General features: G+C 72.2%; 18 protein-coding genes and 2 pseudogenes. 7 read left to right on the top strand and 13 right to left on the bottom strand.

Features of this window, described 5'->3' with window-relative positions; genetic code table 11:
* Positions 1–21: 21 nt before the first annotated feature.
* Together SJY07_RS17195 and SJY07_RS17190 are read right to left on the bottom strand one after the other, a co-directional pair.
* Positions 22–313, bottom strand: a pseudogene (locus SJY07_RS17195) (ketoacyl reductase); the annotation flags it as partial.
* A 42-nt stretch (positions 314–355) separates the two neighbouring features.
* A complete protein-coding gene (locus SJY07_RS17190) occupies positions 356–1,090 on the bottom strand; it encodes an SDR family NAD(P)-dependent oxidoreductase (RefSeq protein WP_380160737.1) in 735 nt (244 codons plus the stop codon).
* Positions 1,091–1,180: 90 nt separating this feature from the next.
* On the opposite strand from SJY07_RS17190, the gene SJY07_RS17185 reads away from it, so the two are divergent.
* The gene (locus SJY07_RS17185) at positions 1,181–1,591 is read left to right on the top strand and encodes a transposase (RefSeq protein WP_380160735.1); all 411 of its coding nucleotides are present in this window, start codon (positions 1,181–1,183) and stop codon (positions 1,589–1,591) included.
* A gap of 258 nt (positions 1,592–1,849) precedes the next feature.
* Here SJY07_RS17185 and SJY07_RS17180 read toward each other — a convergent pair whose 3' ends face one another.
* From SJY07_RS17180 to SJY07_RS17170, 3 genes are all read right to left on the bottom strand, one after another.
* Positions 1,850–2,305 carry a hypothetical protein gene (locus tag SJY07_RS17180; protein WP_328293012.1) on the bottom strand — a complete coding sequence of 152 codons (456 nt, stop codon included), beginning with the start codon at positions 2,303–2,305 and terminating at the stop codon, positions 1,850–1,852.
* 217 nt (positions 2,306–2,522) lie between these two features.
* Complete coding sequence (locus tag SJY07_RS17175) at positions 2,523–3,272, bottom strand: TasA family protein (RefSeq protein WP_380160733.1); 750 nt, start codon at positions 3,270–3,272, stop codon at positions 2,523–2,525.
* Positions 3,259–3,975 (bottom strand): signal peptidase I, encoded by a 717-nt coding sequence (locus SJY07_RS17170; protein WP_328293014.1) that lies wholly within the window; start codon positions 3,973–3,975, stop codon positions 3,259–3,261. The genes SJY07_RS17175 and SJY07_RS17170 overlap by 14 nt, the downstream gene beginning before the upstream one ends.
* An 832-nt stretch (positions 3,976–4,807) precedes the next feature.
* Here SJY07_RS17170 and SJY07_RS17165 point away from each other — a divergent pair.
* Positions 4,808–5,009: pseudogene (locus SJY07_RS17165) on the top strand (IS3 family transposase); the annotation flags it as partial.
* Between the two features lie 76 nt (positions 5,010–5,085).
* On the opposite strand, the gene SJY07_RS17160 reads toward SJY07_RS17165, so the two are convergent.
* From SJY07_RS17160 to SJY07_RS17125, 8 genes are all read right to left on the bottom strand, one after another.
* Positions 5,086–5,715 (bottom strand): response regulator, encoded by a 630-nt coding sequence (locus SJY07_RS17160; RefSeq protein ID WP_380160731.1) that lies wholly within the window; start codon positions 5,713–5,715, stop codon positions 5,086–5,088.
* The gene (locus tag SJY07_RS17155; protein WP_380160729.1) at positions 5,712–6,842 is read right to left on the bottom strand and encodes a sensor histidine kinase; all 1,131 of its coding nucleotides are present in this window, start codon (positions 6,840–6,842) and stop codon (positions 5,712–5,714) included. Before SJY07_RS17155 ends, SJY07_RS17160 begins: the two co-directional genes overlap by 4 nt.
* Before the next feature lie 20 nt (positions 6,843–6,862).
* On the bottom strand, positions 6,863–7,666 hold the full coding sequence (locus tag SJY07_RS17150) for an ABC transporter permease (RefSeq protein WP_380160727.1): 804 nt from the start codon (positions 7,664–7,666) through the stop codon (positions 6,863–6,865).
* The gene (locus SJY07_RS17145) at positions 7,666–8,580 is read right to left on the bottom strand and encodes an ABC transporter ATP-binding protein (protein ID WP_380160725.1); all 915 of its coding nucleotides are present in this window, start codon (positions 8,578–8,580) and stop codon (positions 7,666–7,668) included. The genes SJY07_RS17150 and SJY07_RS17145 overlap by 1 nt, the downstream gene beginning before the upstream one ends.
* Before the next feature lie 288 nt (positions 8,581–8,868).
* Positions 8,869–9,099: a hypothetical protein gene (locus SJY07_RS17140; protein WP_380160723.1), complete on the bottom strand. Its 231-nt coding sequence runs from the start codon at positions 9,097–9,099 to the stop codon at positions 8,869–8,871.
* A 50-nt stretch (positions 9,100–9,149) separates the two neighbouring features.
* A complete protein-coding gene (locus SJY07_RS17135; protein ID WP_380160721.1) occupies positions 9,150–9,992 on the bottom strand; it encodes a MaoC family dehydratase in 843 nt (280 codons plus the stop codon).
* Positions 9,992–11,314 (bottom strand): 3-oxoacyl-ACP reductase, encoded by a 1,323-nt coding sequence (locus tag SJY07_RS17130; RefSeq protein ID WP_380160719.1) that lies wholly within the window; start codon positions 11,312–11,314, stop codon positions 9,992–9,994. Before SJY07_RS17130 ends, SJY07_RS17135 begins: the two co-directional genes overlap by 1 nt.
* A complete protein-coding gene (locus tag SJY07_RS17125; RefSeq protein ID WP_328293022.1) occupies positions 11,314–12,567 on the bottom strand; it encodes an acetyl-CoA C-acetyltransferase in 1,254 nt (417 codons plus the stop codon). Before SJY07_RS17125 ends, SJY07_RS17130 begins: the two co-directional genes overlap by 1 nt.
* Before the next feature lie 62 nt (positions 12,568–12,629).
* Here SJY07_RS17125 and SJY07_RS17120 point away from each other — a divergent pair, with 62 nt between their 5' ends.
* The 5 genes from SJY07_RS17120 to SJY07_RS17100 all read left to right on the top strand — a co-directional run bounded on the left by SJY07_RS17120 (position 12,630) and on the right by SJY07_RS17100 (position 18,956).
* Positions 12,630–13,274: a TetR/AcrR family transcriptional regulator gene (locus tag SJY07_RS17120; RefSeq protein ID WP_328293023.1), complete on the top strand. Its 645-nt coding sequence runs from the start codon at positions 12,630–12,632 to the stop codon at positions 13,272–13,274.
* The gene (locus tag SJY07_RS17115) at positions 13,271–15,229 is read left to right on the top strand and encodes an acyl-CoA dehydrogenase (protein ID WP_328293024.1); all 1,959 of its coding nucleotides are present in this window, start codon (positions 13,271–13,273) and stop codon (positions 15,227–15,229) included. Before SJY07_RS17120 ends, SJY07_RS17115 begins: the two co-directional genes overlap by 4 nt.
* Before the next feature lie 62 nt (positions 15,230–15,291).
* Entirely contained in the window at positions 15,292–17,616 is a 2,325-nt protein-coding gene (locus tag SJY07_RS17110) for a diguanylate cyclase (RefSeq protein WP_380160716.1), read from the top strand.
* A 9-nt stretch (positions 17,617–17,625) separates the two neighbouring features.
* Positions 17,626–18,675, top strand: a complete 1,050-nt coding sequence (locus SJY07_RS17105) for a biotin/lipoate A/B protein ligase family protein (protein WP_380160715.1) — start codon at positions 17,626–17,628, stop codon at positions 18,673–18,675.
* A gap of 38 nt (positions 18,676–18,713) precedes the next feature.
* Positions 18,714–18,956, top strand: coding sequence for a hypothetical protein (locus SJY07_RS17100; protein WP_380160713.1), 243 nt, complete (start codon positions 18,714–18,716; stop codon positions 18,954–18,956).
* Positions 18,957–18,977: the final 21 nt, after the last annotated feature.

Here is an 18,977-nt window from a genome sequence, read left to right as displayed (position 1 = left end):
AAGCCTAGGTGCTGGGCTCTGGACGGTCGCGACGCTCCCGGAGTCCACGCGGTGGTTGCTGCCGTCGACGAAACTCGCGCGCTCGGACCCCAGGAACGCGATGGGCGCGACGAACTCCTCGGGTTCCCCTCGCCGTTTCAGCTCCGTGAACGGCCGTTCCTCGTCGAGGAAACTGATGATCGCCGCCTCGACGCTCGTGCCGAGTTCCACGGCGTCCTCGGAGACCAGCAGGACGATGCGTCCCCATCCTTTGCCGCATGCCGTCCAGGAACGTCCGCACCACCCGGACGGCGGCGGTGATCTGCAGGTCCATGCCGGTCACGCCGGGCACGGCCGGGCGAGGCCGCCCGGTGGACTACCGGGGCGCCCGGCGCCACACGGCGCGCGGCGTCACCGTCATCGCGGCAGCCAGGGCGCGCAGGGTCCCGGGAACCCAGACGACGTCGCGCCCGGCAGCCAGACCGGCCACCACGGCGTCGGCCACCTGCGCGGGATCGCTGGCCAGCGGCGCGGGCGACATCCCCGCGCTCATCCGCCCGACCACGAAACCCGGCCGGGCCAGCAGCAGGCGGACCCCGCTGCCGTGCAACGCGTCGGCGAGTCCGGAGGCGAAACCGTCGAGCCCGGCCTTGGCTGACCCGTAGACGTAGTTCGCCCGACGCACCCGCGCCCCGGCGATCGAGGAGAACACGACGATCCGCCCGGACCGCAACGGCCGCAGCAGGTTCGCCAGGTGCGACAGGACGCTGACCTGGGCGACGAAGTCGGTGTGCAGGACGGCGAGGGCGTGCGCGACGTCGGTCTCCGCCCGCGCCTGGTCACCCAGGATCCCGAACGCCACGACGGCGTCGACCGCGCCGTGCCGGGCGACGACGTCGCTCAGCAGCGGTCCGTGCGAGCTGACGTCGTCGGCGTCGAACTCGACCGTCTCCACGCTCGCGCCCAGAGCGCTGAGCCGGGCCGATTCCTCCTGCAGTTCCCCGGAACGGCGGGCCGCCAGGACCACCGTCCGCGCCCCGGACCGGACGAGCCGTTCGGCCACCTCGAGTCCGATCTCGCTGCGGCCACCGAGGAGCAGGACGGGGTTCATCCCGCCATCCTGCCGTGTCCGCCTCAGCGGCGTGTTGGGTTACCTCCGTTGACGGATCGTGATCATGGAAACGGTGAAGTGACGAGTCGCATGACCCAGCATGCCGTCATCTCCAAGATCACGCGACTGTGCGCCTGCTCCTGCCCCACCAACGCCGAAGCGGTCTCTCCTCTGCGCCACGACTCCTCCCTCACCGACAGGCAGAGGGAGGTCCTGCGACCGCCCGTACCGCAACCAGATCCACGGCGGGGTGGCCGTCCGGGCACCTACCCGACCCGGCTCGTGATCGACTCGATCCTCTCCGTCCTGCGCACCGGGTGCGCGTGGCGGATATTGCCCCACGACCTCGTCCCCGGGAACGTGGCCTACCGCTGGTTCGAGCACTGGACCGCCGCCGGGGTCTGGCACGACGTCCACGAGACCCTGCGCGACCGCCTGCGCATCGCCGACGGCCGTGGCCCCGCCCCCACCGCCGCCGTCCTGGACGCGCCACGACAGTGACATCGAGCACCCTTGCGGACTGCTCCAGCCGACCGTTCAGACCGACCCTCCTGAGGTGGTGGCCTGCCAGGGCCTGGACTGAGGTGTGGCGTCGGGTCCAGCGTTGCAGTTGGTCGCGTTCGTCGTCGGTGAGTACGAGCTCGGCCTTGGGGCGTCCAGTTCGAGGCATCGCCATCATCGTGCTTTGGTGGCGGATCTCCGGCGGAGGGGAGGAGAGGACTTGACGAGCTCGTGTTCTTCCTGGCGACCACACCGCGATCAGGCATTCACCACCACCGGATCGGGGCGGGTCGCCTCCACGTACAGGGTTGCGCTCCCGGCAACCAGCACCAGGACCTTCAGGTACAGAACACCTCCAACCGGCGGCATCCCCGACGCCGCGCTCTGGGCGGTGTTCGCCGTCACCGGGGTGGGGGTGGTGGCGCACAACCCCAGTCCCGACCAGGGCGTCGGGCACGTCTCCAGGGTGACCGACAGACCCAGGGATGAGTTCAGGCGGTAGGTGATGCTTCCCGGCAACCGGCTACCGGTGTTGGCGACGGTGTAGTAGCGCGCCCCCACAACTGATGCCGAGATGGTGACCGCTGGTCCGGGGACGTAGGGCGGGGTGCTCGACTGGGTGATCACGACCCCCCAGCTCGCCGACGTCAGGTCCGCGGTGGACGTCGCCGCGCTCGAGGACGCGGCGTGCGCAACGGGAGCCGACCACGTCACGCACGCCGTGATCGCCGCCCCCAAGCGCACACCTAGGCTCCATCCGCGACCAGGCTTCGACATCGCGATCCTCCCCCTCCCGCCCCGCCGGCGCTGCGCGTGACAGACCACCTGGACGGGCTGCTCAGTGGGTTGTCCGACAGGTCACTGGGCAGGTCGCGCAACGAATCATTCACCATGGGAGCAGCCACGCTGCCACCTCAGCGCTGGAGTCCGCTCAGGTGTTCGTGGTGGTGGCGGTCCGCTGCGCCAGGGTGAATTTCCACGTCAGGTTCGCGGCCAAGCCCTGGATGGTGGTTCCTACCGCAGGCAGGGCCCCGTTGGTCGACACCTCCGCGTTGGCGAGGTCAGGAAGGGTCACCGACACACGGAAGTAACGGTCGGTGGAGGAGGTGAACGCCGGCGCTGCGAGGGTCACGGGTGTCGATCCCCCGCTGGAGATCACCGTGGCCGCGGGGGTGAGGGTGAGTGCGGCGGTGCTCGTGCCGCTACACGTTCCCCCGGGCATCGTCCATGCCACCGAGCACTCGCTCACCGCGACGGTCAGGCCCTTGGTGGTGCTGGTGGTCAGCAGAGTGGGGGTGCTGTCCGCTAGTCCCAGGGTGAGGTTCTGCCCGGTCAGTGTGCCGGTGTTGCGCACCTGGACGTAGCGGTTGACGACGTCGCCGGGGGCGATGTTGGCGATGGGAGAGCCAAACCCCACGCTGCCGGTGGTGTTGTTCAGCGTGAGCATGAGAGTTCCGCTGCCGACGTTCTGCGCGCTGGCGTTGAACGCTTCGGCAGTCAGGGCGGCGTAAACCCCGCCGGAGGTGATGGCCACCCCCGCCGCGATCGTCGCGGCGATGCCAGCGACCTGCAGGGAAGTACGCCGGGCCCCGTGACGCGTTCGTCGACTCCTGGAGTGGGTGTGGCGCTGGGCGCGGTCGGCGACCGGGGCGGGCCCGGTGTTGTTCTCAGCTGCGGGCATGGTGAACCTCCTGGTGGTCCTGGTCGGGCGCGGTGGGTTCCGGATCGGGCGAGGAAGCGGCGGGACTGCTCCCGTTGGAGGTTTCTGCGGCGGGGACTTCTTCGCTGCAGGACGGGCAGTGCGGGGCCGAGGCGTCGCCACCGCCGTCACGGTGATCTGCGCCGTCATCCGCGGCCGTGCTTTCAGCGCAGTCCAGGCAGTCGCAATGGCGACCCCGCCACTGCAGAGCCACGGTGATCACCGTCGCGACCACACCCAACCCGGCGATGATCAGGACCTGCAGGCCGATGCCCCACGTACTCGGACCGTGCTCCAGCCATCCCGGCACACCCGGGACGACGGCGACCACGACGGGGATCTGCGCCCCAGGAAGCAGGTTCGTCCAGACGTCAGGGCTGGCGTTGGCGTCACCCTTGGTCCGCACGCTCACCGCATCGGCGATCATCTTCACGTCTGCGACGCGGTGCGCGATCGGGGCGGGCATGTCCGGGGTTTGGACGATGACGACCTGGCCGCGGTGGACCTGCTGGGGTGTGATGTCGAGGGTGAGGATCTGATCACCCGCGGCGAAGGCGGGACGCATGCTGTTGCTGAGCACCGTGTGCGTGCTCAAGCCGAGGCCGAAGTGGGCCAGTAGCAGACCGGCGGCGATGAACAGTCCGAGACTGGAGAGCAGGATGCCCAGGAAGCGGCGGTTGGTCATGCCTGCGTCCCGCGCGGTGTCGCTACACCCGTTCTCACGTCGGGCGCCACGTCAGGCGCCACGTCCGTCGGGGAGGACGCGTGAGCACCGACGGCGCGTCCACGCTGGTGTCGACCGCCGCGGCCTCCAAAGGCCGTGATCACGAAACGAGACATGTGCGCCCCTCCTGGTCGCCGACTACTAGTACTTCATCGACCAGTAGCTAGGTATCTGAAGGCTCACTTCGCAAGTCTTCTGCGAGCTCGTTCCGCAGTCGGTGAGCCGAAAGGCTCCCTCGACGACCCGCTCCCGACCTGTGTGTGACCACGAACCGGCACCGTCACCGTCGTCTCTTGCCCGCCTCAACAAGGAGACGGGCCCGTGCACCGCAGCAGGAAGCTGCGTGCACTGCGTAGCGGTTCGGCAGCCACCGTCAAGGCTGAAGCCGTCGGGACTGAAGCTGTGGGGACGAAGCCTCACGTCGCGGGTCATGGTCGCGATCACGAGCAGGCCCTGGCTGCCTCTGGCCCTGGAAAGCGCACCCTCTGCGATGCCCTGAGCGCCGTCTCAACCATCCGTGCACATCGCCCACAGCGAGCCGGTGACCACCCGTGACCCACCCCTGGATCCGGCCCAACCCACCCCTCCGCACCATCGTCGTGCCGGCGGTTGTGCCTCGACCACCTCGTCCGCGCCGTCGAGACCGACGCCTTCACCGCGCACGGTGTGCACGTGCGCAGCGGCGGGGACAGTGCGGCGCACCGCTGGAGCGAAGACGTCCGTCGTGACGTCCACTCGGTGGCCAAGGGCGTGTGCGTGCTCGCGGCCGCCACCGCCGCGGACGAGGGATCCGGCAGTGGAGAGTTTCCTCGAGTTGTTGCAGGACAACGTCCTGGACCGCTGGCAACAGGCCACCCGCGGCGAACTGCGGATCGCTGTCGTGACCTGGATCGAGCGGACCCATCACCGGCGCCGGCGGCAGAGCGGGCCGGGTTCGGTCGACCCCGGTTGAGTGCGAGACCACCACGATCTCCTCGGTCGCCCTGACCGCGTGACGTAGCGGGAGCCCGACAGCAGGTGCCGGGTTCGTCAGCGCCCGGGCCAGGGCCCGTTCCTCGGGGGTCCTCCCGCTCAGATCCATCCCGCCTTCCGGGCCAGGGCGACGGCCTCGTGCCGGTTGGCGGCCCCGAGCTTGCCGGAGGCGGAGGACAGGTGGTTGCGGACCGTCCCGGGCGAGAGCGACACCTTCACCGCGATCTCCTCGACCCCGGCGCCGTCGGCGGCGAGTTCCAGCACGTCGGACTCCCGGGCGGTGAGCGGGCTGGCCCCGGCGGCGATCGCGTCGGCCGCCAGCGACGGGTCGACGTAGCGACCCCCGGACGACACGGTGCGGATCGCCTCGGCGAGAACGGATCCCGAGGACGTCTTGGGCAGGAAACCCCGCACGCCCGCCTCCAGGGCCCGTTTCAGGTGACCGGGACGACCGTGGCTGGTCAGCAGCAGGGTCGTGATGCCGGGAACCTCGACGTGCAGCCGCTCGGCGAGGGCGATGCCGTCCGCCGGCGTTCCCGCGCGGACGTCCCCCGCCGGCATCTGCAGGTCGAGGACCGCCACGTCGGGATTCGTCCTGGACGCCACGGCCAGCGCCTCCGCGCAGGACGCGGCCTGGCCGACGACCTCGAGGTCGTCCTGCAGGTCGAGCAGACCGGCGACGGCGCTGCGGACGAGGTTCTCGTCGTCGGCGAGCAGGACTCTGATCACGCGGGGACCTCCAGCCGGGCGTCGAGGACGAACGTGCCGTCGCCCCGACGGACGTCGAGGCGACCGCCGAGGGGGTGCAACCGTTCGGCCAGACCAGCCAGGCCGGAACCGTTCCCGGTGGCGGCCGAGCTCACCCCGTCGTTCTCGAGCAGCACGCCCAGTTCGTCGGCGGAGCGGGAGACGGTGATGCGGCACCACGTCGCGGCGCTGTGCCGCACGACGTTGGTGACCCCCTCGCGGATGACCCAGGCCGCCGCGGACCGGACCTCGACGGGCAGGTCGCTCTCGGTGTGCTCCACGGTGCACTCGACCCCCGCCGAACGCAGCAGCGCCACCGACCCTTCGAGTTCCGTCGCCAGGTCGACGGCGCGGTAGCCGCGGACGACGTCGCGGATCTGCTGCAACGAGTTCTGCGCGATCGTGCGGACCTCCTCGGCGCGGTCGACGGCCTCGGGGCGGCCCCGTCGGGCCAGTTCCGCGACGAGGTCGCTGGTCACCGCGATGGCGGAGAGGTCGCGCCCCACGACGTCGTGCAGGTCACGGGCGAACCGCAACCGCTCCTCCGCGAGCGCCAGCCGGACCCCGGCCCGTTCGGCGTCGGCAAGGCGCCGCACGACGTCCAGGAGCCACATCGAGAGCTGCAGGATGGACGCCAGGATCCAGCCGTAGACCACGAACAGCACCGCGAGCGCCGGGGGCGAGACGAGGGGGGCGATGGTCGCGCCGACGACGGCGACCACGACGAGGGCGTAGCGACGGAACCGGAACCGGCCCAGCGGGACCACGGAGAGGACCGCGGCGGTGACGGTGACGCCCACGGCGGCGTCGGTCCCGCGCAGGATCAGGAGCCCGACCACGTAGGCCAGGGCCGACGCCGTGACCCAGGCGACGACCACCGGGCGCCCCCAGGCCCTGCGGTGCACGACCCGGCTGACCGCGAGCCCGACGGCCGCGGCCTGCACGAGCGAGGCGACCGCCGCCACCCACGCCTCGGAGGCGTTCGCCCCGGACCCGAGGCCGAGCACGAGCACCGGCGCGCAGAACACCGCCGGGACCAGCGACCAGTGGGTGTACAGCTCGACGCGCCGCGGGTCGTCCGCGGCGCGCCAGCGTCCCAGCAGGTTCACGGCTCGACTCTCCCAGAAGCTCAGACCCGCGGCGACCAGCGGAAGCGCCGCTGCACGACGCCGAACGTCAGGACGATCCAGGCCAGCGCCACCCCCGCGGCCTGCAGGACGTCGATCCCCGCGGGGTCTCCGGTCCAGCCGGCGTTCACGAGGTCCAGCACCGGGCTCATCGGCGTGAACTGGGCGATCCGGTTGATGCTCTCGGGCAGCGCGTCCAGCGGCATCGCCAGACCGGCACCCAGCACGGCGATCCCGATGACGGGCAGGCTGGTCATCTGCACCGACTCCAGGGTCGGCGAGAACACCGCCGTCACCAGCGCTAGCCCGGTGAAGACGGCCGACCCGACGAGGATCCCGGCCAGGGTGAGGACGGGGTTCTGCGGGACCGGCAACCCGAGCACGACGGCACCCGCCACGGCCAGCACGAGCGACTGCACGAAGGTGATCGCCACCGACGGCGCGGCGAGCGCGACGAGGATCTCGCCGTCGGCCGCCTCACCGGTCCGCAGCCGTTGCAGGACCCCTTCCTCGCGGCGGGCGACGGAGGCCGAGAGGACGTTGTAGTAGACGACGAACAACAACAGCATCCCGACCAGGCTGGCGATCGCCAGCGCCGTGGCGTTCCCCCCGTCCCCGACACCGTCGAGGGTGCTGAAGAGGCCGATGACGCTGATCGGCATGATCAACGTGATGGACATCAGGGTCCGGTTGCGGCGCAGCAGCAGCAGTTCGGCCCGGGTGAGGGACCAGGTGCGGCGGGCGCTGGCGGCGAAGCGGTTCGTGGTCTGGACCGCGGGTGCGGGTGCGGTCTCGAGGGTGGTCATCAGGCGGCCTCTTCCGTGACGTGGGTGCCGGCGAGTTCGAGGAAGGCGGTCTCGAGGGAGGCCGGGGTGGCCTTCAGCTCGGACAGGGCGAGGGTGTGGTCGTCGGCCCAGGCGAGGACCCGGGACAGGCTGCGCTGCAGGTGGTTCGTCCGGACGACCACGTAGCGGCCGTGGTGCTGGACGGTGTCACCCGGGCTGAGGTCCGCGACGTCGGGGCGCCCCGCGTCGGCCTTCCAGCGGATCTCCGAGCGGTGCCCGGCGACGACGTCGGCGACGGTCCCCTCGGCGGCGACCAGGCCCCGGTGCATGATCGCGAGGCGGTCGGAGAGTTCCTCGGCCTCCTCCAGGTGGTGGGTCGTCAGCATCACGGCCGTGCCCCCCGCGACGAGGTCGCGGACCAGTTCCCAGACCGAGCGACGCGACTGCGCGTCGAGTCCCGTGGTGGGTTCGTCGAGGACGAGGACCTCCGGGCGACCGAGCAGGGCGACCCCCAGGTCGAGGCGCCGACGCTCCCCGCCGGACAACGACTTCACCGGCGCGTCGAGCTTGTGGTGCAGAGCCACGACCTCGACGACCTCCGCGATGGGTCGCCGCCGGGTGAGGGTGCCGCTCCACATCTGCAACGACTCCGCGACGGTCAGGTCCCCGGGCAGGTTGCCCGACTGCAGGACCACACCCGTGCGCGGCCGGACCTGGCGGCGCTCGCGGACGGGGTCGTGCCCCAGCACGCTGACGCTGCCACCGGACGGTCTCACCAGCCCGGTGACGACGTCGACGGTGGAGGTCTTGCCGGCCCCGTTGGTGCCGAGGAGGCCGAACACCTCACCGCGTTCGACGGAGAAGCTGATGCCGCGGACGGCTCTCGTGCCGCTGGCGTAGGTCCGTTCGAGGTCCCTGACGACGACTGCGCTCATGTCTCCAGGGTGGCGCCGGACCGGGCGTCGTCCCCGTGTCCGCCGTCACGATTTCCGCCGCCTCCCGCACCCCTCACCCCTGACGAACCTCACGGGTCGTCGGAGCGGAACCGGTGCGGGGTGGTGGACTGCGGGGCACGACCTACGCCGTGGTCTCCGTGCACTCCCCCGGCCTGAGCACCGCTCGGCCGGTCTGGGAATCCGCGGAGGGCTCCCGAACACGTCGGGTTCCGGCCCGCCGACGACCCGACGGCCTTCCGGGGTCGTGCTCGGTCACGGTCCTCCGCGTCAGAACCCGGTGAACTGGTAGACGACGAGGGCGATCTCGGCGACGACGGCGGTGATGCCGACGGCCTTCACCCAGGGCCGGGACCGGCCGGGGGCGATGAGGACCACGGCGAGGCCGAGGAGGATCGACGTCAGGCTCGAGGTGACCGATCCGGCATCGTCGGCGGTCGCCAGGAGCACCACGCCGAGCACGAGCAGAAACCCGCCCGAGAGGGAGGTGAAGAGGTCCACGGCCCGGGTGCCGCCGCGGCCTCCTCCATCACGAGGTCCTGTTCCCCTGCTCACGAGGAGGTGAGGCGGGCGGCGAGGTGGAGCTTCGAGCCGTCGCGACTGCGAACGGCGGTGGACCACCCGTCGGGTTCCTCGACGGCGACGTGCCGGACGGTCGCGGGGAGCAGCAGGGGTTTCCCGAACTCGACGTCGAACCGTGCCGCACCCGGTGGGGGGCCACCGATCGCGGAGAGGCTCCGGGACGCCGTCCACATCCCGTGCGCGAGGGCACGTCGGAACCCCAGGAGGCGGGCGGTGACCGGGGAGAGGTGGAGGGGGTTGACGTCACCGGAGACGGCGGCGTAGGTGCGGCCCGTGTCGGCGGGGACCCGCCAGAGGGTGCCCGGCCCCTCCGGTGCGGGGAGCCGTGCGGGCTCCTCCGCCCGACCGGGCCACGACACCCCCCGCGCGAGGTAGCGGCTGCGGCCCGTCCAGACCTTCTCGGTCCCGGTGCGGACCTCCGTCACCAGGTCGACGGTCGCGCCGCGGCGGTGGGCGTGCATCCCGACGGCGCGGACGCTGACGTCGAAGCTCTCCTCGACCGACAGCGGCCGGGTCTGCTCGAAGGACTGGGCGAGGTGCACGAGACCCAGCAGGGTGAACGGGAAGGGCTCCCGGACCAGGAGGTCCACCTGCAGACCGAAACCGACGAGGTGCGGGAACGGTAGCGGCACGGTGTCGCGGAGCGGGAACCCGGTGCTGCGGCAGAAGGCCGCCACCCGGTCGACGTCGAAACGGTTGCCCCGCAGGGACACCGTGGTGCGGGGAAAGTCCACCGCGCGCCGGGGCCGGTGCAGCAGCGAACGCGCGTACAGCGCCGACAGCGACGGGGCCGTCCGGAGTTCCCGGGTCATCACGCCCCCAGCAGGCTCTGGCCGCACACCCGCAGCACCTGACCGTCGATGCCGGCGGCGTCTCGTTGCGCGAGCCAGCCGACCGCTTCGGCGACGTCGATCGGCAACCCGCCCTGCTGCAGACTGACGATCCGTCGGCCGAGTTCGCGCGGGACCGGCGGCATGGCCGCGGTCATGGGGGTCTCGATGAAACCCGGGGCGACGGCGTTGGCCGCGAAACCACGCTGCGCCAACGGTTCCGCGAGGGCCTGGACGAGACCGACGAGGCCCGCCTTGCTCGTCGCGTAGTTCGTCTGCCCCTTCGCGCCGGCGAGCCCGTTGATCGAGGAGAGGTAGACGAACCGGGCCCCCGGCGCCAGCGCACCGGGGTGTTCGAGGAGTTCCGTCGTGAGTCGCACCGGCGCGAGCAGGTTCACCGCGAGGACGGAGTTCCAGGCCGCCTCGTCGACGTTCACGAAGGAGCGGTCGCGGGTGATGCCGGCGTTGTGGACGACGACGTCGGCCCCGCCGAACCGGTCGGCCAGGTGGGTCGCCAGGGTCTGCGGCGCGTTCTCGGCCGTGACGTCCAGGTGCAGCGTCGACCCCTTGACGCGGTTCGCCACGGCGGCCAGCTTCTCCCCCGAGGCGGCGATGTCGACGCAGACGACGTGGTGCCCGGTGCGGGCCAGGACGTCCGCGACCGCGGCCCCGATCCCCTGCGCCGCACCGGTGACGACGGCGACCGGTCGGTCCCGGACCGGGACGGGGGTTCCTGACCCGACCACGACGGGTTGCCCGTCGACGAACGCGGAACGGGCCGAGGAGAAGAACTCGACCGCCGAGCGCAGCGCGGTGCGGGCCCCCGGGCGAACGCGGAGCAGGTTCACGGTGGTGCCGCCGCGGGCCTCCTTGGCGAGGCTGCGCACGAGACCCTCCAGCCCCTGCTGCACGGCACGGGCCTCGAGGTCGCTCGAGACGGCGGGATCGGTGGCGGGATCGGCCGCGAGGACCAGGACGCGGCCGGTGGTCCGGCGGAACGCGGGGGCGAGCCGCTGCCGCACCTCCTCCAGGCCGGCGACGCGACGCAGACCGGTAGCGTCGACGATCACGGCGCCGAGGGGTTCACCGGTCCCCTCGCTCACGGCGGCCCCGGCCGCGCGCAACCAGTCGGAGAGTTCCTCGACCCGACTCGCGCCGTCGAGGCCGATCACCAGCACGGGCCCGGTGAGCAGCGGTTGCCCGGGCTGGTGCCGGCGCAGCCGCGGAGGCCGCGGCAGCCCGGTCCGGGCGGCGAGGAACTTCCCGGCCGGGGTGCGGACGAACGCGCCGTAGGGGTCGGACATCACGCCTCCACCAGGACCGCGATGCCCTGCCCGCCGGCGGCGCAGACCGAGATGAGCGCGCGGCCACCCCCGCGTTCGTGCAGCAGCTTCGCGGTGGTCGCGAGGATGCGGGTGCCGGTCGCCGCGAAGGGGTGTCCCGTCGCGAGAGAGGAGCCCGTGACGTTGAGGCGCGCGGGGTCCACCGTGCCCAGACCGGCGTCGGCCCACGCGGCCGTCGTCGCGAGGACGGTGGAGGCGAACGCCTCGTGGATCTCGACGAGGTCGAGGTCGGCCAGCGTCAACCCGTTGCGCTGCAACAACCGCGGCACGGCGACGACGGGTGCGGTGAGCAGCCCCGCACCGTGGACGTGGTCGACGGCGGCGGTCTCGGCGTCGACCAGGTGGGCTAGGACGGGGAGTCGGCGGGAGGCGGCCCACTCGTCGGTGGCGAGCAGGACGGCGGCGGCGCCGTCGGTCAGGGGGGTCGAGTTCCCGGCGGTCATCGTGGCCTCGCCGTCGAGGTCGCGACCGAAGACGGGTTTCAGAGCCGCCAGCTTCTCCAGCGAGGTGTCGGGGCGCAGCAGGTCGTCGCGTCGAACGCCGAGGTAGGGGGTGAGGAGGTCGTCGAAGAACCCGCGGTCGTAGGCGGCGGCGAGGTTGCGGTGGCTGGCCAGGGCGAGTTCGTCCTGCGCCTCGCGCCCGACCTTCCACTCCAGGGCCGTGCGGGCCGCGTGCTCCCCCATCGACAGCCCCGTGCGGACCTCGGCGTTGCGCGGCGGGTCGGGTCTGAGCTGACCGGGACGCAGCTTCGCGAGTGCGGCCAGCTTGGCGCCGGCGGTCCTGGCCCTCGACAGTTCCAGCAGCACCCGCCGCAGTCCGTCGTCGACCGCGATGGGGGCGTCACTGGCGGAGTCGGCACCCCCGGCGATCCCGACGTCGACCTGCCCCAGGGCGATCTTGTTGCCCAACAGGACAGCGGCCTCCAGGCCGGTGGCGCAGGCCTGCTGCACGTCGTAGGCGGGGGTGCTCGGGTCGAGCGCGGTCGACAGGACGGCCTCGCGGGTGAGGTTGAGGTCGCGGCTGTGCTTGAGCACGGCCCCGGCGACGACCTCGCCCAGGCGTTCCCCGGCGAGCCCGTAGCGGGCGACCAGCCCGTCCAGGGCCGCGACGAGCAGGTCCTGGGCCGAGGCCTGGGCGTAGCGACGACCGGCCCGGACGAACGGGGTGCGGTTGCCACCGATGATCGCGACGTTGCGGACAGCACGGTTGCTCACTCGGCCGAAGTTATCAGGTACTACGGGTACCCGATACCCGTCGTCCGGGGTACCGTCGAGGCATGGACGGTCGCGCCACGCGCTGGGAAGAGCACCGGAAACGGCGTCGCGAAGAACTCGTGACGGCGACGCTGCGCGCGATCACGGCCAAGGGCGCCGGCGTCGGCATGGACGAGGTCGCCGCGGCTGCCGGCACCAGCAAGACCGTGCTCTACCGGCACTTCGCCGACAAGGAGGAGCTCTACCTCGCCGTCGCCGAACGGGTGAACTCGCGGATCCTGCGTGAACTCGGCGAGGCCGTCGCCTCCTCGAACTCCCCCCGCGAGGCCCTCAGCGGGATCATCGCCGCCTACGTCCAGCTCGTCGAGGCCGATCCCGAGGTCTACCGCTTCGTCGTGGTCCACCCGTTCCTGGAACGGCCGCTCAGCAACGACCCCGTGCAGCGGATCTCCGGCACCATCGCCGACGAGACCGCCCGCACCATCACCGCCCACCTGCGCGTGGGCGGCGCCCGCGACTCCTCCGCCGATGCCCTCGCCCACGGCCTCGTCGCGATGATCCGCACCGCCGCGGACCGGTGGATCTCCAGCACCGACCGGGTGCCGGCGGCCACGCTCGTCTCCGATCTCACCCACCTGGCCTGGGGTGGCCTCGCCACCGTTCTCAGCGCCCCACCCCTGGCACCCGTTCCCGAGGAGGTTCCGTGACCACCACCGAACTGCGACCCGAGACCCCCCTCGACGAGCCCGTCGAGGTTCCGCCGCCGCTGGACACCGAGGTCCTGCGCCGTGTCCTCGACGGCCGTTTCGCCGACCTGCGCGAGAAGTTCCGCCGCGAGGCCCCCGCCGACCTCTTCACCCCCACCGACGACCTCTCGACCCGCGACCACCGGGACCTCACCCGGGAGCGGCTGCGGCAGCTGGCGGAACTCGGCGGGCACGAACTGGGCTACGCCCGGCCCTGGGGCGGTGACTCCCCCGGCGGTCAGGTCGCCCAGTTCGAGATGCTGGGGTTCGGCGACGCGTCCCTCATGATCAAGTCGGGGGTGCAGTGGGGTCTGTTCGGCGGCGCCGTCCAGGCGCTCGGCACCGAACGCCACCACTCGACCCTGCTCGAACCGCTCCTGCGACTGGAACTCGTCGGCTGCTTCGGGATGACCGAGACCGGGCACGGTTCCGACGTCTCCTCCATCGGGACGACCGCGACGTACGACCCGACGACGCAGGAGTTCGTCGTCCACACCCCGGACGTCTCCTGCCGCAAGGACTACATCGGCGGCGCGGCGGAGGACGCCGACGTCGCTGTGGTGTTCGCCCAGCTCGTCACGGGCGGGACCTCGCAGGGCGTCCACGCCTTCGTCGTCCCGCTGCGGGAGGACGGGGTGGACCTCCCGGGGATCTGGCGCGGTGACGACGGCCGCAAGATGGGGCTGAACGGTCTCGACAACGGCCGGCTCGGTTTCGACCAGGTGCGGATCCCCCGGACCGCGCTGCTGAACCGCTACGCCGACGTGGCCGAGGACGGCAGCTACTCCTCTCCCATCGCGAGCGCCAACTCGCGGTTCTTCACGATGCTCGGTGCCCTCGTCAAGGGCCGGGTCAGCGTCTCCGGCGGTGCGCTGTCGCAGACGAAGGTGGGTCTCGAGATCGCGCTGCGCTACGCCCTGCAGCGCACCCAGTTCAAGCGCCCGGGGGGCGACGGCGAAGTCGTCCTGCTCGACTACCTGGCCCACCAGCGACGGTTGCTGATCCCGCTCGCGACGACCTACGCGCTCTCGTTCGCGCAGGACGACCTGCTGAGCGAGATGGACGAACTGCTGCGCGTCCAGCTCGCCGGGAACGAGCCCGACGCGACCCGGCAGCGCGCGTTCGAGTCGCACGCCGCGGGCCTCAAGGTCGCTTCCACCTGGCACGCGACCCGCACCCTGCAGACCTGTCGCGAAGCTTGTGGTGGCAACGGGTTCCTCGCCGATTCGCGCCTGCCGCAGCTGAAGGCGGACACGGACGTGTTCACCACCTTCGAGGGCGACAACACCGTCCTGCTGCAACTCGTCGCCAAGGGCCAGCTCACGGCGTACGCCCAGCAGTTCTCCGACCTCGACACCCTCGGCATGGCGCGGTTCGCGACGCGCGACTTCGTCAGCACCTACGCCGGCCGCAGCCCCGCCCGCTCCCTCGTGGCCGACGTCGTCGAAGCGGGCCGGATCCCCGAGGAGCTGCACGACCGGGCCTGGCAGCTGCGGATGCTCGCCGACCGCGAGCGCCACGTCGTGGAGTCGCTGGCCAAGCGGATGCGCAAGGCGCGGTCCAAGCCCGAGGCGGAACGGTTCGAGGCCGTCGACGAACTGCAGGACCACCTGCTGCTGGCCGGTCGTGCGCACGTCGAGCGCGTCGTCGCGGAGGCCTTCGCCGCCGCCATCGCGCGCTGCGACGACCCGGCCGTCGTGGAACTCCTGTCCGACGTGTTCGACCTGCACGCCCTCTCGGTGCTCGAGGCCGAGAAGGGCTGGTACCTCCAGCACCGCCGGATGACGACGCTGCGCGCCAAGGCGGTCACGACCGCGGTGAACGCGGTGTGCCGCAAGCTGCGGCCGCGGACCGGGGAACTGCTGGACGGGTTCGGGACGCCGCGGTCCTGGCTGGCCTCCTCCCTGGTGCCGTGAACCGCCTGGGCTGAGCGGGCGAGCTGGGCCCCGGTTCCTCAAGACTCCCCCGGGGCACCCCGATGACTCTGTCCGAGGGGGTGATCGCCGTGGCGGAAGAGCGGGGACGACGACGCATCGCCGTCGTCGTGGACGGACTCGGGGAGCAGGTCCAGCAGTACCTGCACGGCCTCGAGAGCGTCCTGCACCCCGAGGGGGCGGCGCTCCTCGTGGTCGTCCGGCACCCGCACCACCCGCGCCGGGGGACGTTGTTCGCCCACCTGTGCCGCAGCGGAGGGGTCGACGGGGTCGTCGTGACCCCGGTCCGCGACCTGTCCGGGCGCTCGGCGGTGGCGGCGGTCCTCGGGGTCATCCCCGACGGGCTACCCACGGTCACGCTCGGGGAACGCGCTGCCGGGACCACCGGGGTGGACCGCCCCCGCGCGCAGGCGCTGGACGTGGCGCGCGACCACCTGCACCGCGGCGGTCGTCGATCGCTGCTCGTCGTGAGCTCACTGCCCGACGGTGAGGTGCACCAGCTCCCGGGGACGCCCTTCCTCCGGGTCGTCGACCCGGTCGACGTGCACCGCCTCCTCCCGGCTGCGCTGGCCTCAGCGCGGGACGACGGTCGTCCCGTCGACGCCGTCGTCTGCTGCGACGACGACCTGGCGATGGCTGCCGTGGAGGCGCTGGAACGCGAGGGCTACCGCGTCCCCGAGGACGTCGCGGTCACCGGCTCCGCCGGGACGAGTTCCTCGGAGGCGGCGTGGGCCGGTGTGACGACCGTGGACGAGCACCTCACGGCTCTCGGTCGACGGGCCGCGACGCTCCTGCTGAACCTGTCGGGCGGTTCGCATCCCGTACCCGCCGGCCCGCCCGCTCCGCACGTGGTCGCGCGGGCTTCCAGCGCCCTCGTGGCCCCCGTCGACGAGCGGGTCGTCCTCGACGCCTCGGGGGTGGCCACCTCCGCGCCGTCCGTCGCCCTCGGTTCCGAGGTCGCCGTCGCCGAGCGCCTCGCCGCGGTCCGCCGACGCTGGATCCGTCAGGTCGTCACGGGCACTCTCGACGCCGCGGGGACGGCGCAGTTGTGCGCGGAACTGGCCGAGGTCGTCCGGCTGCACCCCGAGCAGTCCTGGTGGGACCGGGTGCTGACCACCCTCGAGAACGACGTGGCGGCCAACGGTGCCGTGGGAGCCGCGCTCGACGCCGCCCTGCGCACCGTCCACCGGATGCAGCTCACGGTGCTGCGCGCCGTGGCCGGCGCCCACGTCGAGCGGGCCGCCCACGAAGCGCGGTCCGGTCGTGTCCTGGTGGAACTCATCCGGGCCCTCGGGACCGCCACCGAGACGAGCGCCCTCGGCGACCTCCTCGCGGCGTTCCTGCCCCGGGTCGGGGTCCGCCGCTGCTTCGTGTCCCTGCTCACCGACGGGCCGCCCCCGTCCACCGAACCCGACGACGTGCGGGTTCGGCTGGCCGTCGACCACGTCGAGGGTCCCTACGCCGCGCTCGAGGACACCCACGGTCTCGGGGAGCTCCTCCCGCCGCACCGCGTCGCGGAACTCGACCGTGGAACCCTCGTCCTGCAGCCGTTGTTCGCCGGGGACCAGTGGTTCGGCTACCTCCTCACCGGCCACGCGCCGGATGCGTTCGCGGTCTCGGAACCACTGCGGGCCGCGTTGAGTTCGACCCTCGACGGACTCGGGCGCACCCGGCGGGCGGCGGACCGGGCCGGGGAGCTCCACGACCTGGTGGCGTCGCGGACCGCGGAGCTCCGGCGCGAGATCGCCGAACGGCGGGCCGCGCAGCAGGAACTCCGAGCCCTCAACGACCGGCTGCGCGAGGCGGCGCAGCGGGACGGCCTCACCGGCCTGGCCAACCGGCCGACGCTGGACGAGCACCTCGCCCACGTCTGGCAGGACGCGCACCGGAGCGGGAGTCCGCTCAGCCTGCTGATGGTCGACGTCGACCACTTCAAGGCCTACAACGACACCTACGGTCACCTGGCCGGTGACCAGTGCCTGCAGCAGGTCGCCGAGGAACTGCGCCGGGCGCCGGGCCGACCGTCCGACCTCGTGGCCCGCTACGGCGGAGAGGAGTTCGTCGTCGTGCTGAGCGACACCGACGGCGCAGGAGCCGCGGTGGTCGCCGAGCGGTTGCTGGACGGACTGCGACGCAGGGCCTTCCCCCACGGCCAAGGCGTGGAGGGGCGGGTCAGCGTCAGCATCGGGATCGCGACAGCGGTCCCCGGCGCCGCCACGGGCGGTGTCCTGGCACTCCTGGACCTGGCCGACCGGGGCCTCTACCTCGCGAAGTCCGGGGGCCGCGCTCGGGCGGCGAGGGCGCCGCAGGCGTCCACGGCCGAGCCCGGGGCCGCAGCAGCCCCCACTCGCGCCGTGGGGCTCACGTAGCCTGCGCGAGTGCATGGTGAGTACAAGGTCCCGGGCGGGAAGCTCGTCGTCGTCGATCTGGACATCGTGGAGGGACGGCTCGCCGGGGTGCGCCTCAGCGGGGACTTCTTCCTCGAACCCGACGACGCGCTCGAGGCCATCGACGCGGCGCTGACGGGGGTCCCCGCCGACAGCGACGCCGCCGACCTCGCGCACCGCGTCCGCTCGGCCCTGCCGAGCGGCGCGGTGCTGCTCGGTTTCACCCCCGAGGCCGTCGCGACGACGGTGCGACGCGCCGTCGGCGGGGCCAGCGGGTGGCTGGACCACGACTGGCAGTTCGTCCACACGGGTCCCCAGTCCCCGCAGACGCACATGGCGCTGGACGAGGTCCTGACCCGTGAGGTGGCGGCCGGCCGTCGTCCGCCCACCCTGCGGGTGTGGGAGTGGGGCAGCTCGGCCGTGGTGCTCGGGAGTTTCCAGTCGCTCGTGAACGAGGTCGACGGTGACGCGGCGAGGCGGCTCGGGGTCGAGGTCGTGCGCCGGGTCTCGGGGGGTGGCGCCATGTTCGTGGAGCCGGGCAACACCATCACCTACTCCGTCTACGCACCCGGTTCGCTCGTCGAGGGGCTCTCGTTCACCGAGTCCTACGCGTTCCTCGACGACTGGGTCCTCGTCGCGCTGGGCGACCTCGGCATCAAGGCCTGGTACCAGCCGATCAACGACATCGCGACCGAGCAGGGCAAGATCGCGGGCGCGGCGCAGAAGCGCCTCGCGGACGGGACGGTCCTGCACCACGTGACGATGTCCTACGACATCGACGCGGCGAAGATGCTGCAGGTGCTGCGGATCGGCCGCGAGAAGTTGTCCGGCAAGGGCCTCGCCAGCGCCGCGAAGCGGGTCGACCCGTTGCGCCGTCAGACGGGCCTGCCGCGCGAGGAGGTCATCGACTCGATGGTCGCCACCTTCCGCCGCCAGTACGGCCTCACCGACTCCGTGCTGAGCGCCGCGGAGCTCGCGGCGGCCGAGGAACTGGTCACCCGGAAGTTCGCCACGCGCGAGTGGGTGGCCCGCATCCCCTGAGTCTCGACAGCCGTCCGGCCGGGGCGCAGACTCGGTCGATGGAGCACGGTGCGGCGGTCGAGCGGGGAGTGCGCACGGGAGTCGTCCGGGACGCGGACCGGCCCGGACGGGCGTTGCGGGTCAGCGCGCACCCCGCTGCCGCCCCGGGGGACGGTCGTGTCGTCCTCTCGACGTGGCAGGACTCCACCTGCATCTCGACCGTCCGCCTCGACCGCGCCGAGGTCGTGGAGCTGCTCGCCGCCCTCGGGTCCTCCCTCCTCGTCGACCCGACCGGTACGTAGCCGCGATTGACAACCACCACG

Source organism: Kineococcus sp. R86509 (assembly GCF_042466365.1).
Classification (GTDB): Bacteria; Actinomycetota; Actinomycetes; order Actinomycetales; family Kineococcaceae; genus Kineococcus.
Note: the sequence above shows the minus strand (reverse complement) of the source record. Positions and strands in the feature narration are given on the sequence as shown.